Source organism: Lewinella sp. IMCC34191, assembly GCF_003390935.1.
Taxonomy (GTDB): Bacteria; Bacteroidota; Bacteroidia; order Chitinophagales; family Saprospiraceae; genus Neolewinella.
This window is the reverse complement of record NZ_QNQZ01000001.1, coordinates 287030-301709: the sequence shown is the minus strand read 5'-3', so window position 1 is coordinate 301709 and position 14680 is coordinate 287030. Positions and strand designations below refer to the sequence as shown.

Annotated in this window: 15 protein-coding genes; 11 read left to right on the top strand and 4 right to left on the bottom strand. The window is 59.8% G+C overall.

The genetic code is table 11. The features are described from left to right. Positions 1–8 precede the first annotated feature (8 nt). The 4 genes from DRW39_RS01250 to DRW39_RS01230 all read right to left on the bottom strand — a co-directional run bounded on the left by DRW39_RS01250 (position 9) and on the right by DRW39_RS01230 (position 2567). On the bottom strand, positions 9–1049 hold the full coding sequence (locus DRW39_RS01250) for an NAD(P)H-dependent glycerol-3-phosphate dehydrogenase (RefSeq protein ID WP_116105173.1): 1041 nt from the start codon (positions 1047–1049) through the stop codon (positions 9–11). A 290-nt stretch (positions 1050–1339) separates the two neighbouring features. Next, positions 1340–1738 carry an RNA-binding S4 domain-containing protein gene (locus tag DRW39_RS01240; RefSeq protein ID WP_116105171.1) on the bottom strand — a complete coding sequence of 133 codons (399 nt, stop codon included), beginning with the start codon at positions 1736–1738 and terminating at the stop codon, positions 1340–1342. A gap of 8 nt (positions 1739–1746) precedes the next feature. Then, complete coding sequence (locus DRW39_RS01235; protein WP_116105170.1) at positions 1747–1968, bottom strand: hypothetical protein; 222 nt, start codon at positions 1966–1968, stop codon at positions 1747–1749. A gap of 50 nt (positions 1969–2018) precedes the next feature. Continuing rightward, the gene (locus DRW39_RS01230; RefSeq protein ID WP_116105169.1) at positions 2019–2567 is read right to left on the bottom strand and encodes a GNAT family N-acetyltransferase; all 549 of its coding nucleotides are present in this window, start codon (positions 2565–2567) and stop codon (positions 2019–2021) included. 144 nt (positions 2568–2711) lie between these two features. Here DRW39_RS01230 and DRW39_RS01225 point away from each other — a divergent pair, with 144 nt between their 5' ends. From DRW39_RS01225 to DRW39_RS01175, 11 genes are all read left to right on the top strand, one after another. Next, positions 2712–3611: an MBL fold metallo-hydrolase gene (locus DRW39_RS01225; RefSeq protein ID WP_116105168.1), complete on the top strand. Its 900-nt coding sequence runs from the start codon at positions 2712–2714 to the stop codon at positions 3609–3611. A gap of 131 nt (positions 3612–3742) precedes the next feature. Then, positions 3743–5149 carry a glucuronate isomerase gene (gene uxaC, locus DRW39_RS01220; RefSeq protein WP_116105167.1) on the top strand — a complete coding sequence of 469 codons (1407 nt, stop codon included), beginning with the start codon at positions 3743–3745 and terminating at the stop codon, positions 5147–5149. Further along, positions 5146–6180, top strand: a complete 1035-nt coding sequence (locus DRW39_RS01215) for a sugar kinase (protein WP_116105166.1) — start codon at positions 5146–5148, stop codon at positions 6178–6180. The genes uxaC and DRW39_RS01215 overlap by 4 nt, the downstream gene beginning before the upstream one ends. 62 nt (positions 6181–6242) lie before the next feature. Next, complete coding sequence (locus tag DRW39_RS01210) at positions 6243–6911, top strand: bifunctional 4-hydroxy-2-oxoglutarate aldolase/2-dehydro-3-deoxy-phosphogluconate aldolase (RefSeq protein ID WP_116105165.1); 669 nt, start codon at positions 6243–6245, stop codon at positions 6909–6911. After that, on the top strand, positions 6908–7900 hold the full coding sequence (locus tag DRW39_RS01205) for a TRAP transporter substrate-binding protein (RefSeq protein ID WP_116105164.1): 993 nt from the start codon (positions 6908–6910) through the stop codon (positions 7898–7900). The genes DRW39_RS01210 and DRW39_RS01205 overlap by 4 nt, the downstream gene beginning before the upstream one ends. After that, the gene (locus DRW39_RS01200) at positions 7890–8318 is read left to right on the top strand and encodes a TRAP transporter small permease (RefSeq protein WP_116105163.1); all 429 of its coding nucleotides are present in this window, start codon (positions 7890–7892) and stop codon (positions 8316–8318) included. Before DRW39_RS01205 ends, DRW39_RS01200 begins: the two co-directional genes overlap by 11 nt. Next, a complete protein-coding gene (locus DRW39_RS01195; protein ID WP_116105162.1) occupies positions 8318–9604 on the top strand; it encodes a TRAP transporter large permease in 1287 nt (428 codons plus the stop codon). Before DRW39_RS01200 ends, DRW39_RS01195 begins: the two co-directional genes overlap by 1 nt. Positions 9605–9684: 80 nt before the next feature. Next, entirely contained in the window at positions 9685–10272 is a 588-nt protein-coding gene (locus DRW39_RS01190; RefSeq protein ID WP_116105161.1) for a Uma2 family endonuclease, read from the top strand. A 146-nt stretch (positions 10273–10418) separates the two neighbouring features. After that, complete coding sequence (locus DRW39_RS01185) at positions 10419–11267, top strand: hypothetical protein (protein WP_116105160.1); 849 nt, start codon at positions 10419–10421, stop codon at positions 11265–11267. A 184-nt stretch (positions 11268–11451) separates the two neighbouring features. After that, complete coding sequence (locus DRW39_RS01180; protein WP_116105159.1) at positions 11452–13131, top strand: DUF2341 domain-containing protein; 1680 nt, start codon at positions 11452–11454, stop codon at positions 13129–13131. A gap of 331 nt (positions 13132–13462) precedes the next feature. Next, positions 13463–14629, top strand: a complete 1167-nt coding sequence (locus DRW39_RS01175; RefSeq protein WP_116105795.1) for an alpha/beta hydrolase — start codon at positions 13463–13465, stop codon at positions 14627–14629. Positions 14630–14680: the final 51 nt, after the last annotated feature.

Here is a 14680-nt window from a genome sequence, read left to right as displayed (position 1 = left end):
CGGTAAGCTTAAAGAAAATCTACGTCGACGTCGTAAGGGTAGGTGATCAGGTAATTCATTGCTTCGTCAACCGGGAAGCCTTCGAAAACGATCTGGTATAGCATTTCGGTAATGGGTACGCGCAGGCGCATGCTGCGGGCCAGGTGCCGGGTGATCATCAGCGTACGGACTCCCTCCGCCAGTTCCTGGCTGGTCGCCGATACTTCCTCCAGGCTCTCCCCCGAACCGATGCGGTAGCCGAACATATAGTTGCGGCTCTTGCGGGAAGTGGCCGTGGCGATCAGGTCGCCGATCCCGGCGGTACCGAAGAAGGCCCGCTTATCACTGCCGAGCGCCTGACCGAAGTGGACCATTTCCACCAGCCCGCGGGTGACCAGCATGGCCTGGATGTTCTTGCCTAGCCCCACCCCTTTCAGGATACCCGACCCAAGGGCGATCACGTTCTTGAGTACCCCCGCCAGTTCGGCGCCCAGCAGGTCGTGGGTCCCGAAGACGTGCAGTTGCTGCGATTTCAGCACCACCTTCGCGCGGTTGATCACCTCGTCGAACTTACTGGCGATCACGGAGGCCGACGGCTGTCCGTCCAGCAGCTCGCGGGCCAGATTCGGGCCGGTAAGTGCGCCCACCCGAACCACTACGCTCTCCTGGCGGATGACGTCGGTCATGGTGTGGACGTTGCGGCGCTCGATGCCGCGCTTAGGAATGTCCTGCTCCAGGATGCCGGTGACGTCCAGCCCCTTGGTGCCGTGAATCAGCACGTGGCTGGGCCGAAGGTGCTCGGTCACGCTACGCATCATATCCCGGAAGTTATCCGACGGCACGATGGGCAGGATGAGTTGGCAGCGCTCGGCCACCTCCGCGAAGTCGTTGACCAGGCGCACGCGTTTGTGTAGCTCCACCCCGAAGCGAAAGCGTTCCCGGTTGAGTCGTTCCGTTAGTTCGGCGTTGCGGCTGTACACGAGGACCTCCGTATTCAGGGCCAGCAGATTGGCCATGGCGGTACCGAAGGTACCCGCCCCAATTACACCGACCGGTTCCGCTTGTGCCATCGCTCCGTTTTGAGGACGCGAAGGTAAGGCGTGTCGCGCTCCCGCGGGGGACGCCCGCGGAGCGACGTTGGACTATCGTTCGGGTATCTACGGTTGAGTTCCTCCGGAGAGAGAGAGGTTTTAGTGGATTTTTTGCGGGGCCCTCCGCTCGCAGGCGCTCGCTGCAGACCCCGCTGGTGGGTAGGCGTCCCTTCCAGGGCCGCGTCGATCAGCTCGGCCTGGAGCGGGATCGACCCTGGATCATTGCGCGGATCACCAGAATTATCGACCAGTCGGCGGACGACGGGTGATCAGTCTTCCTCCCGGAGGGGATCTTCCTTGAAGGATTCGATCTCGCGGCGTTCGCGTTTGGTGGGGCGACCGGCTCCTTTCTCGCGGAACTCCCCTTTGGACTTACCGACGAACCAGTCCTTATATTTATTCATCTCGTCTTCGGGGGTGTGATCGACGTAGCAGGTGACGGCTACCGGGGCCCCTACCCGCTTGTTAAGTAGTTTCAGGACCTCTATTTCCAGGTTGAAGCCCTGTTTCTGGACCTGTAGGCGGTCGCCTACGACGACGTTACTGCTCGGTTTGACGGGCTCGTCGTTTAGGCGGACCCGGCCCTTTTTGATGATATCGGACGCGAGGGTACGGCTCTTGAAGATGCGGACCGCCCAGAGCCATTTATCGATTCTTACTTTATCCATACCGGGATTTACTCCACTAATTCATACTCAATATCGAGCTTTCGCAGACTTCGGTAGGCCGAACTCTGGTTAAAGCTTACCTCGATATCAACGGGCGAACCCGCCAGGAGGATGTCGGTGTACTCGGTAGCGGTGCCGGAATCCACGTCGTCGGCAATATCTTCTATGGTCCGCGCGATGGCCCGCTTATCGGGGCGTAGGGCGTCGCACTGCAATAATCTTACGGTCATGGGCGCAAGATACGTCGCCTTTATAAAATAAACAAAATGTTTTAACTACCTTACCGCCTGAGCTCCCACTCCCGCCGGAGGAGGCGGTACTGCACGACCGTCCAGGCTTTTCCGTCTTTGACGATGTAGTCGTCCAGGGTACCCTCCAGCTTCATGCCGGCGGACTGCATTATCCTTCCCGAAACCAGGTTGTCCGCGCGGTGATTCGCCTGGATCCGGAATAGGTCGGTATGCCGGAAGCCGAAGTCGATGACCTTAACGACGGCTTCCCGGACGTAGCCCCGGCGCCGGTAGGGCGCGCCCATCCAGTAGCCCAGCTCCGCATGACCGTACTTCGGAGAGATGTGCAGCCCTACGGCGCCTAGCATTTCCCCGTTCTCCGGATTGCAGATGCCGAAGGAGAAAGCGTGATCGTTCGCCCAGCCCTCGTTGATGATGCCCAGCCAGGTAATGGCCGCGGCCTCGGTGTACGGATGGGGAACGGAGAGGGTGAAATCGGCGATGACCGGGTCATTAGCCAGCTCGATGATGCGGGGGGCGTCGGCCAATCTTGGCTTACGGAGCAGGAGTCGTTCGGTACGGAGTTCGGGAGCTTCCATGCGGGTGGTTTGGTAGTGGAACCCAAAGAAACATCCAATTAGTTGCGTGCTCTTTACCTGCGCTCCGCCGCAAAAAAAGGAAAGCCGCCCGGATCGCCGGCATGCCTGGAGACCGACGTACCTTATGCACCCAAAAGAACCGATATGCGCCGACGCCGCTTTTTGTACACCTCCGCCGCCCTGACAGCCGGTGCCGCGCTTCGTCCCCTCACGGCGGGACCGCTAGCTTTCGCCCCCGCGGGGGCCACGATGATCCGCCATAACATCGGCTACTACACCGAGCGGGGCGGCACGATCGGTTTCTACCGGCCACCCAGCGGAGCGGGCGGCGTGGTGGTGGATTCCCAGTTTCCCGACGCGGCCGAGCATTTTCTGAAAGAAGTGTTCGCCGGCGACCTGTCGCTCGACCTGCTGATCAATACCCACCACCACGGCGACCACACCGGCGGTAACGGCGTAATCGCCCCCCGCTCACGGGCCTACGTAGCCCACGAACGGGCGCGCACCAATCTGGAGAAAAGCGAGGCCGAACGGACCGAGGGGGAAGCGGTGCCGCTACCCGAAACCACCTTCGCCAAGGATTGGACCATGACGCTGCCCGACGGGGAAATCGTCACCGCTCGCCACTTCGGAGCCGGCCACACCGGAGGCGACGCGGTGATCCACTTCGAGAACGCCAACGTCGCCCACCTCGGCGATCTGCTGTTCAACCGGCGCTTCCCCTACATCGACCCGGGGGCCGGCGGCAATATGACCAACTGGATCAAGGTGATGGGCAAGATCCGGAAGGCCTACGACCGGGATACGGTTTTCATCTTCGGCCATGCGGCCGAGTCGTACCCCGTGACCGGGAGCCGCGAAGACGTCGCTTCCTTCCAGGATTACCTGAGCTACCTGCGGAAGTACGTCAAAAAGGAAAAGCGGAAGGGCACCAGCCTGGAAGCACTGAAGGCCAAGACCACCACCATCCCCAGCGCTCCCGAATGGCGGTTCGGCGATCGGCTGCGGGACGTGAACTTGGAAGTGATGTGGGAGGAGGTATAAGTACCGTCGGCTTTACCCTACCGGAATTTTCACTTTCTCTGCGCAATCTTTCACAAATACGATTGCCCCGCCAGCTTTGGACGGTAGCCCACCTAGCTATTCCTATATTGGCCCGCCCAAAGTAGCTGATCATGAAAAACCCCATTGTAGCCGAAAACTTCCTGCTGGAAAGCGAGGCCGCCCGCGAACTCTACCATGATTACGCGGCGGATATGCCCATTATAGATTACCACTGCCACCTGCCACCGGCCGAGATTGCCAGCGACCATACCTTCAAGAACCTGACCGACGTCTGGCTGCGGGGCGACCACTATAAGTGGCGGGCCATGCGCGCTAATGGGATTTCGGAAGACGGCATCACCGGATCGGCCAGCGACCGCGAAAAGCACCGCAACTGGGCGGCTACCCTGCCCTACGCCATGCGCAATCCGCTCTACCACTGGTCGCACCTCGAGCTGGACCGCTACTTCGGCGTCACCGACCTGCTCGGCCAGGACAACGCCGACGCCGTCTACGACCGCTGCACGGAGCAACTACAGCAGGAAAATTTCAGCGTCCGTTCGCTCGTCGAGCGGATGAACGTTAAGGTGATCTGCACCACCGACGATCCGGTCGATTCGCTGGAACACCACCAAGCGCTGGGTCAGGCTAATTTCTCCTGCCGAGTCGTGCCCGGCTTCCGGCCCGATAAGGCGATCATGATCGATGCCGACGGCTTCGTGAATTACATGGAAAAGCTCGGACAGTCTGCTGATAAAGAGATCGGTAGCTTTGATGACCTATGCGCTGCTTTACGCAGCCGGATCGACTATTTTCACTCCCTCGGCTGCCGGGTCTCGGACCATGGGCTGAACGAGCTCTTCGCCGAAACCTGCAGCCCCGAAGAAGCCGATCGCATCCTGAGTAAGCGCCTGCGGGGCGAGGAGGTTAGCCCGGAAGAGGCCCGCCAGTTCCAGACCGCCCTGCTGATCGAGCTCTGCCGGATTTACCACGAGCTGGAATGGACGCAACAGTTCCACCTGGGCGCCCTGCGCAACAATAATAAGCGCATCCTGCGGAACCTGGGTACCGACGCCGGCGTGGACAGCATCGGCGACTTCAGCCAGGCGCGCGGTATGTCGCTGCTCTTCAACAGCCTCGACAACACCGACCAACTGGCGAAGACCATCGTCTACAACCTGAACCCGGCGGACAACGAAGTGATGGCTACCATGGTGGGTAACTTCAACGACGGCAGCATCGTGGGCAAGATGCAGTACGGCTCGGCCTGGTGGTTCCTCGACCAGCTCGACGGCATGGAGAAGCAGATGAACGCGCTGTCTAATATGGGCCTGCTCAGCCGCTTCGTGGGCATGCTGACCGACAGCCGGTCCTTCCTATCCTTCCCCCGCCACGAATACTTCCGCCGGCTGCTGTGTAATATGTTCGGCCAGGACATCGAGCGCGGCCTGCTGCCCGACGACCGCCAATGGATCGGCCAAATGGTCCAGGATATCAGCTACAACAACGCAAAAAACTATTTTAATTTTCCCGCATGAAAGTTGTCACTTTCGGAGAGATCATGCTCCGCCTGACCCCCCCGGGTCACCTACGTTTTTCCCAGGCTTCCGAGTTCGACGTCGTCTACGGCGGCGGTGAGAGCAACGTAGCCGTTGCCCTGGCCAACTTCGGCCTGGACGCCCACTTCGTCACCCGCCTGCCGAACAACGACATCGGCGAGTGCGCCCTGATGGAACTGCGCAAGCGGAACGTGAAGACCGACCACGTCATCCGCGGCGGCGAACGCCTCGGTATTTACTTCCTCGAAATGGGGGCCGTACAGCGGGGCAGTAAAGTCGTCTACGACCGCGCCCACTCCGGCATGGCCACCATTGAAAAGGGGATGGTCGACTGGGACGAGGTATTCAAGGACGCCGACTGGTTCCACTGGACCGGCATTACCCCGGCCCTCTCCCAGGGAGCGGCCGACGCCTGCCTCGAAGCCATACAGGCCGCGAACCGGCTGGGCGTCCCCGTTTCCACCGACCTTAACTACCGCGCCAAGCTCTGGAAGTACGGCAAGGACCCGATGGACGTGATGCCCGACCTGGTGGAAGGCTGCGACGTGATCCTGGGCAACGAGGAAGATGCCGAGAAGCACTTCGGCCTGCACCCCGAGGAAGTGGACGTAACGGCCGGTGGCGAAATGGACGGCAAGAAATACCTCCCCGTCCTGAAGGAACTCATGAATAAGTTCCCCCGCTGCAAAATGACCATCACCACCCTCCGGGGCTCCGTCAGCGCCAGCCACAACAGTTGGGCCGGCGTGCTCTGGGACGGCGACAAGCTCTACGAAACCAAAACCTACCAGATCACGGACATCGTGGACCGCGTGGGGGGTGGCGACAGCTTCATGTCCGCCCTCATCTACGGACTGCTCACCTTCAAGGACGACAAGCAGAAAGCTCTCGACTTCGCCGTCGGCGCCTCGTGCCTGAAGCATACCATCTACGGTGACGCGAACCTCGTCACGGTCGACGAAGTCAACAAACTCATCGAAGGCGACGGCTCCGGCCGCGTTGCCCGCTAACCTTATTTGTCCATTCCGGGGAGCCGGCCCGCCGGCTCCCCGTTTCGATCATGCCCTTATCTATGGCCTTACATTCCCGCCTGCACGCCCTCTCCGTCATCCACGACCAGGGCATCATGCCCCTCTTTTACCACCAAGACGCCGAGCTGGGCAAAGAAGTCCTGCGCGCCTGCTACGCCGCCGGCGGCCGCCTGCTGGAGTTTACCAACCGCGGTGATTTCGCCCATGAGACCTTTCGTGAATTGAACGTCTTCGCCCGCAAGGAACTCCCCGATATGGTGATGGGGGTCGGCTCGATCAACGATGCCGCCACCGCCGCCCTCTACCTGCAGCTCGGTGCCAGCTTCATCGTCTCCGCCTCCCTGCGCGAGGATGTCGCGCTGGTGTGTAACCGCCGGAAGGTGCCCTACCTGCCCGGTTGCGCCACCCTGACGGAGATCGGCCGCGCCGAGGAACTCGGGTGCGAGATCGTCAAATTATTCCCGGGCAGCGTATACGGCCCCGAATTCATCAAATCCGTGCGCGGACCGCAGCCCTGGACCAGCATCATGCCCACCGGCGGCGTGACCACCGAGATCGATAACCTCAAGGGGTGGTTCAGTGCCGGGGCGGTTTGCGTCGGCCTCGGCTCGCAGTTAATCGGAAAATCGGTACTTTCCGATCGCGACTTTTCCGGACTGACCGACAACGTGCGGGAAGCCCTGAGAGTGGCGAAAGAACTTCGATCATGAAAAATTTATGGATTTACGGCTGCTGCCTGCTCGTCCTGCTCGCCGGTGGTTGCGCCGAGGAGGCGGGCGGCAAGGTGCTGCGGCTGGCCCACGGCCTCGACACCAGCCACCCGGTCCACCGGGGCATGGTCTTCATGGCCGAGCGGTTGGCGGAGCTATCCGGGGGTGAGCTGACCATCAGCATTTACCCCAACAACCAGCTCGGGACCGAACGGCAGTGCCTGGAGTTACTTCAGATCGGCAGCCTGGATATGACGAAGGTGTCGGCGGCGGTGTTGGAGAATTTCTCACCCGAGATCGCCGTGCTTTCCCTGCCCTACATTTTCCGGGGCCGGGAGCACGTCTACAAGTTTCAGGACAGCCCGCTGGGTCGGGAGATGCTGACCACCAGCGAGCAGTACCGGCTGCGCGGCCTGGTCTACTTCGACGCCGGTCAGCGTTCTTTCTACACCAAGGACCACCCCGTCAACGTACCCGACGACCTGAAGGGCGAAAAGATTCGCGTGCAGCTCAGTGCGACGGCGATCGCGATGGTGAAGTCGCTCGGCGGCTCCCCTACCCCGATCTCCTACGGCGAGCTCTACACCGCCCTGCAGCAGGGCGTGGTGGACGGCGCGGAAAATAACCCGCCGAGTTTCTATACGTCCCGCCACTACGAGGTGTGTAAGTACTACACCCTCGACGAGCACACCGCGGTGCCCGACGTGCTCATGATCGGTACGGAGGCCTTCGCCCGCCTAAGCGATCGGGAGCAGACCTGGCTGCAGGCCGCCGCCGACGAGGCCGTCACCTACCAGCGCCAACTCTGGCAAGAGGCGGAACAGGAAGCCCTGGACGCCGTGGAGGCGGAGGGCGTGCAGATCATCCGCCCGGATAAAGGCCCCTTCATCGAGCAGACCGCGCCCATCCTGGAAGGGTACCGCGACCAGCCCCGCCTCTACTCGCTCATCGAACAGATCATTGCAATGGCCCCCGAGAATGAAGGATAAAGTAGACAAAGTATTAGGCTACGTACTGGTCATCATGCTGGCCGTCATGACGCTCGATGTACTCTGGGGCGTCTTCACCCGCTACGTGATGAGCAACCAGGCCAGCTGGTCGGAGGAGATGGCCCGCTTCCTGCTGATCTGGATCGGTATCCTCGGCGCCGCCTACGCCAGCGGCCAGCGCATGCACCTGTCCATCGACCTGCTGGCGAACAAGCCCGTAAAACTCATCGCCGTCCTGATCATCCTCTTCGCCTTCGGGGTGATGGTGATCGGCGGCACCCGTCTGGTACTGCTTACGGCGCAGCTCGGTCAGCTGTCGCCGGCCCTGGGCGTACCGATGTCGATCATCTACTCCGTCGTGCCGATCAGCGGACTTCTCATCATCTATTACCGCCTGTCGGACTTTAAAGCCACCTGATGGAAGTTGCCATCCTCGTTCTCACCTTCGTCATTTTGATCGGTCTGGGCATGCCCATCGCCTGGTGCATCGGCATCAGCGCCACGGTGACCATGCTGTTCAGTATTCCCTCGCTGCCGGCCCTGACGACCGTCGCCCAGCAAACCGCCTCCGGCCTGGACAGCTTCAGCCTGCTGGCCATTCCCTTCTTCATCCTGGCCGGCCAGATCATGAACCAGGGCGGCATTGCGCGGCGGCTCATCGCCTTTGCCCGCTCGCTCGTCGGTGGACTGCCCGGCGGACTGGCCCACGTCAACATCATCGCCGCCATGCTCTTCGGCGCCATTGCCGGATCGGCGGCCGCGGCGGCTTCGGCCATCGGGGAAACCGTAGGCAAGGCCATGGAGAAGGAAGGCTACAGCAAGGAATTTTCGGCCGCGGTTAACATCACCTCCTCCACCACGGGCCTGATCATTCCACCCAGTAATATCCTGATTGTTTACAGCCTGGCCAGCGGCGGCGTAAGTATTGCCGCCCTCTTCCTGGCGGGCTACGTGCCCGGTCTGCTGACGGGTTTTCTGCTCATGATCGTGGCCGCCATCGTGGCGAAACGCAAGGGCTATACGACCCGCGGCAAGACGTCGCTCGGCGAGATCGGCCGCACCTTTATCGGGGCGCTACCGAGCCTGTTGCTGCTGGTGATCGTCATCGGCGGTATCGTAGCCGGCGTCTTTACCGCTACGGAAGCCTCGGCGGCGGCGGTGCTGTACTGTTTGATCCTGAGTTTCGTCTACGGAGAGGTAAAGGTTAGCGACCTGCCGCAGGTTTTCCTCAACGCGGTGGGCACTACCTCCATCGTAATGATTCTGATCGCCACGTCCATCTCGATGTCGTGGATCATGGCCTTCGAGAACATCCCCCAGGACATCACGTCTTTCCTGCTGGCCACCAGCGACAATCCGATCGTGATCATGATCATCATCAACCTGATCCTCCTCTTCGTGGGGGTGTTCATGGACATGACGCCGGCGGTCCTCATCTTCACGCCGATCTTCCTGCCCGTGGCCGTGCAGATCGGCATCGATCCGGTCCACTTCGGCATCATCATGATCCTGAATCTGTGTATCGGCCTGTGTACGCCACCTGTGGGTGCCGTCCTCTTCGTGGGCGTGGGCGTAGCGGGGACGACCATCCAGAAGGTGGTGCGGCCGTTGCTGCCCTTCTTCGTCGCCATGCTGGTAGCCCTGCTGATCGTGACGCTGGTGCCGGGATTGAGTACGTGGTTGCCGGCGCAGTTCGGGTTTTAGGTTTTTGCGGCGGAGCGCAGGTAGAAAGTTGCCAACCTGCCTACGTACATTCACGTTTAAGCAGATGAACGCATAACGCCATGACCGCTACCGCCGATCCAAATATAGAGTTGCTTGCTCATTTGCACTTCATCACCGTGGAGCGGTACCACGCCATGATTGAAGCCGGCATTTTAGGAGAGGACGATCCGGTGGAACTACTTAACGGGAAGATTGTAAATAGGAGTCCGATAGGACGTTTTCATGCGGTGTGCGTGCGCACGATTAATGCGCATTTTGTAAAGCTGCTGGATGGCAAATACTTGTGCAGCCAGGAGCAACCGATTACGATTGCGGAAGGCTCCGAACCCGAACCGGACTACGTCATCGCCTGGCTTAGCGAACACAACTACCTGGATCACCACCCCTACCCCGAAGACATCCACCTCCTCATCGAGGTGGCCGACAAGACCCTGCCGCGGGATCGGGGCGCCAAGCGCGGCATCTACGCCTGCGCCGGCATACCCGAGTACTGGATCGTCAACCTGATCGACCGGCAGCTCGAAATCTATACCCAACCCGACCTAGCAGCCGGCACCTACACCCAGGAACGTATCCTTCACGAGCGGGATACGCTGATTGATCACCCGTTGGCGGGAACCGTGGCGATTAATCGGTGGATTCCTTAGCAGTAGGTTGGTATACGGGTGGTATAGAAAAGGTATGTTTACCTTCGAGGACCACCTAAAACAAAGGGCGTAGACCCGACATGATCTATTTACTCTTTACATTCGGGACCAGCCCCTCTATACACCAACAAGCCAATTTTGCCGCCTTGACCCTGCTTTCGCGGAAGTCGGGTAAAGTATGTATCATCACGGATGCGCCGCGGTTTTACGGCAGGTTGGAAGAGGCCGTCCGCATCATCCCCATCAGTTCCGCAACCCTACAGGACTGGAAAGGACCGCAAGACAACTTCCTCCGGACCAAAATCCTGGCCATCCGGCACCTGGTCGCCGAGTATCCGGAACGCGATGTCGTATACGTAGATGCGGACACCTTCTGTTTCGGCGATCCGCAACAACTTGCTAATGACCTAACCGCTGGTAAAAGTCTCCTGCATGCCCTGGAGGGTCCACTCTTCGAAATGCCCACTAAATCGGAGCGCCGCATGGGACAGCAGACCCTCTGCAAGACTTTTGGAGGTACGACGGTTCAGAAATCTCACGTCATGTACAATTCCGGTGTCGTAGGTTTGGGGGGGGGGAGCGCTTTTGCCATTCTGCGGGATGCTCTGGCAATTTGTGACGATATGATTGCCGCCGGCGTGACCCCGCGGCTGATTGAGCAGTATAGCTTTTCAATTGCCCTGACCGAAGCAGGCCCAGTGGCAACCGCGAATTCCGTGATCGGTCATTACTGGGGGAATAAGCGGGACTGGAACGCGCTAATCTCCGAGTTCTTCATCACGCATCACCTTACAGCTACCACCCTGGAGGCTCAAATTGACGCCGCCGGTCGAACGGATTTTCGCACTATACCCGTCTACCGGAAGACCAGATCCAAGGAAGCTAAGTTGCAAGCCTGGCTAGAACGTCGCAGGGATGCCACCGCCCGCACCTTCATTCCGGCAGCAGGAGAAGCTGCCGCCCAACGGTCGGAGCGCTGGGTGGCCAGGCGGTGAGCCCCTACCGCCAGGAATCGCGTTTCAGAAAATAGAACCTTCCAAATATTGGAACACATGGCATTTTCCCGTAATGCTTAATCGATTGATATAGAGCCTCCATTTCATTGGCATCGTTTTGGCTTACTGATTTTTGCGCCCCCCGTCGGGCGACGAAAATCTTTTGGCATCAACACCTCGACCGATGAAATACGTTTTGCTCGCCTCCCTGTTCTTCTCTACCCTGCTCGCCGCCCAACCACCCGGCTACACGACTTTTAAAGAGATTACCGTTTCCAACAAGCTCGTTTCGGGCAGAGAGCCCCTGGTCAATTATCCCTTGTTAATCCACCTGGAGGATGCTACCTTACGTACCGTAGATCAGGGGGGCAACATGGAAAGTGCCAACGGGTACGATGTCGTATTCACCGCGGCCGACGGGGCCACCGTCCTTTCGCACCAAATGGTGGAGTACGACGGTACGGCGGGCCGCTGGGTAGGCTACGTAAACGTGCCCGCTTTGGACAATAAGCGAGATACCCGCCTGATCGTGTACTACGGCAATCACCGTATTACCACCGATCCCTCCACTCCCGATACCTGGGGCACCGACTACCTGGGCGTGTATGGTTTCGAGGGGAACACGCTGGACGTTAGCAACGCCGGCACGCACCTTACGGACTTCCGGACGACCAGTATTGATGGTAAGGTCGGCCTTTCCCGGGGCCTCCTCAATCCAAGTAGAGTCTTGTCCCGTGATGCGGACGTAGCCGGTGGCCAATACCTGAAAGCACCCGATAACCTGCTGACCGGGGCTAATAGTTTTACCTGGTCCGGTTGGATCCGACTGCACCAAACTCAAACCAACTGGGAGCGTATTTTCGACTTCGGCAGCGATGTAAACCGCAACTTCTTCTTTACGCCCTCATCTGATGTAGGGAACCTCGGCGAAACCCGCGCCCGCATCACCAATACCGGCATTCCCGGGGAAACCGGTCCCATCGTGGCCAATGCCACCAATGGTGTGGAAGAATGGGTACACTGGGCCATCACCATTGACGACGTAGCCAACTCGATGACCATCTACCGGAACGGACAGCGGTACGGTAATACCGTAACGCTCACCATTACCCCCGCCCAGGTTGAGCCCACCATCAATAACTATTTCGGCCGCTCGCAGTACGATGCCGACCACCTGATCGACGCCGACTACGACGAGATGCGGATGGCCACCCAAAGCCGGTCTGCGGCGTGGATCGCCACCGAGTACAGGAACCAGAACGACCCGCTAACTTTTGCCGTGGCCGGACCGGCTCAGGTAGCGTACCAGTCCATGGAAGCCATGGCGGCGCTGTCCGGCGAATTGATGTCCTATGCCGTCGAGGTCACCCCGCAAGGCCCTGTGGCCATAAATTGGGCCACTTCCCGGGAAGAAAACAACGCATCTTTCACGGCGGAGCGCTCCGTAGACGGCATTATCTGGGAAACGGTCGCCACCTTACAGGGAGCCGGAACCACCGCTACACCTTCCTACTACCTAATCCAAGATCCGAACGCTGGCTACGGACAGGTGTACTACCGGCTGAGGCAAACCGACTTTGACGGATACGATGTAATCCTGGGGGTTAGGAGCACCTGGATCCAATCTCCCCAGGCCCAGTTGTCCGTTTACCCCAACCCCACCCGGAACCAGTTCACGGTAAGCACCGATCGGGCCGTCGAAAGTCCCGTGGCCATCTACGATATCAGCGGAACCGACGTCACGTCCCGGGTGCGGCCGGTGGCAAAGGGAAACCACCAGGAGACGTTCGATCTTGCCGGCTTACCCTCCGGGACGTACATCGTACGGGCGGGAAGTGCTACCCAGGTGTTGGTTAAGTTGTAAGCGAACCGGCAGCTTTCGGAGGACCGCATGCCTAGCGTATGCGGTCACTCGCATTTGGGGGCATCGTCTCGGGCTTATGTCTCCCCTGACCTTAAGGCTTGCCGAAATTGCCCCTGCACCTGCGCTACGGCGCAAAAAACTGGTCCGTGCCTTGAAAAAAGGATAATCGGGCACAGATTGCCCGTTAAATTTTGAGCATAATTTTCTCAACATTCGCGCATTTTCGCCGTTTATTTACTCAAATATCGGCAATTTCCATTCCGAGGCCACCCATTGCGTACGTTTTGTACCATGGCAATGCGGGTAGCCACCTTGTTTGACCAATTACACTATGCAACACATTATCCTCCCGACGGTAGCCCCTTGCGGGTTGCCCTCCCTTTCCCGCCTTCTTTTCTGCGCCGGACTGACCATTCTGATGGCCGCGTCGCTGACTTCCTGTAGTGACGACGACGATCTCCTCCTCTCTGACGACGAGCTGATCGAGCCCATGGGTCCCAAACCCGACTACGCCCCCGACATGGACGACCAGATGTGGGCCGTCATCGAGCAATTCGTGGCCTTCGGTGACCCGGCGCTGCCCGAGCTAACGGCCCGTCAGGCGCGCATGAACCACAGCGTTACCGATGCTTTGAATACGCTCCTGGCCCGCAACAATCAACCGGCCCCCGTTCCGGAGGTCATGACTGACCAGCGCATCCTGCCTCCAAGCTTTACCCCCCAATCCGCTCCGGACGGAATCCCGGTACGGGTGTACACCCCGACGGAGGGCAGTTCAAGCAACCGCCCCGGTATCGTTTACTACCACGGTGGTGGCTGGGTGATTGGCTCCCTGGAAGTCTATGAGCCTTCGGCGCAGCTGCTGGCCGAACTTACCGGGGCCGTGGTCGTATCGGTCGACTACCGGCTGGCATCCGAGGATATGAATAAGTTCCCCGCCGCGCACGAAGATGCCTTTGCCGCCTATAAATGGGTCCGGGAGAACGCCGCGAGCATTGGTATCGACTCCAGCCGTATCGCCACCGCGGGCGAAAGTGCCGGGGGAAACATGGCCGCCGCCGTTTGCCTGATGGCCCGTGACCGTGGGGTCACCCTCCCCGTGCACCAGCTCCTGGTTTACCCGGTCGCTAACAACGACCTGATGACCGAGTCCTATGAAGAATACGCCAACGCGGTCCCCCTCAATCGCCCCAACATCATCTTCTTCACCGAGAAGTACTTCAACTCACCGGCCGACGGGGATAACCCCCTTATTTCCCTGGTCGACGAGGCCGAACTAACCGGAATGCCGCCCGCCACCATCATCGCCGCGGAAATCGACCCTCTGCAAACCGAAGGCATGCTGCTCGCCCAGGCCCTGCGCGACGCGGGCGTAGCGGTCACGTACGAACTCTACCCCGGAACGACCCACGAGTTTTTTGGCACCTACGCCGCCGTCCCCCTGGCCGGCGAAGCACAGCAACTCGCTGCCGACGAACTGAACGCCGCCTTCCAGTAGCCATCCCAGCGAAACAAAACCGCCGCCCAGATCCGAGGACCTGGGCGGCGG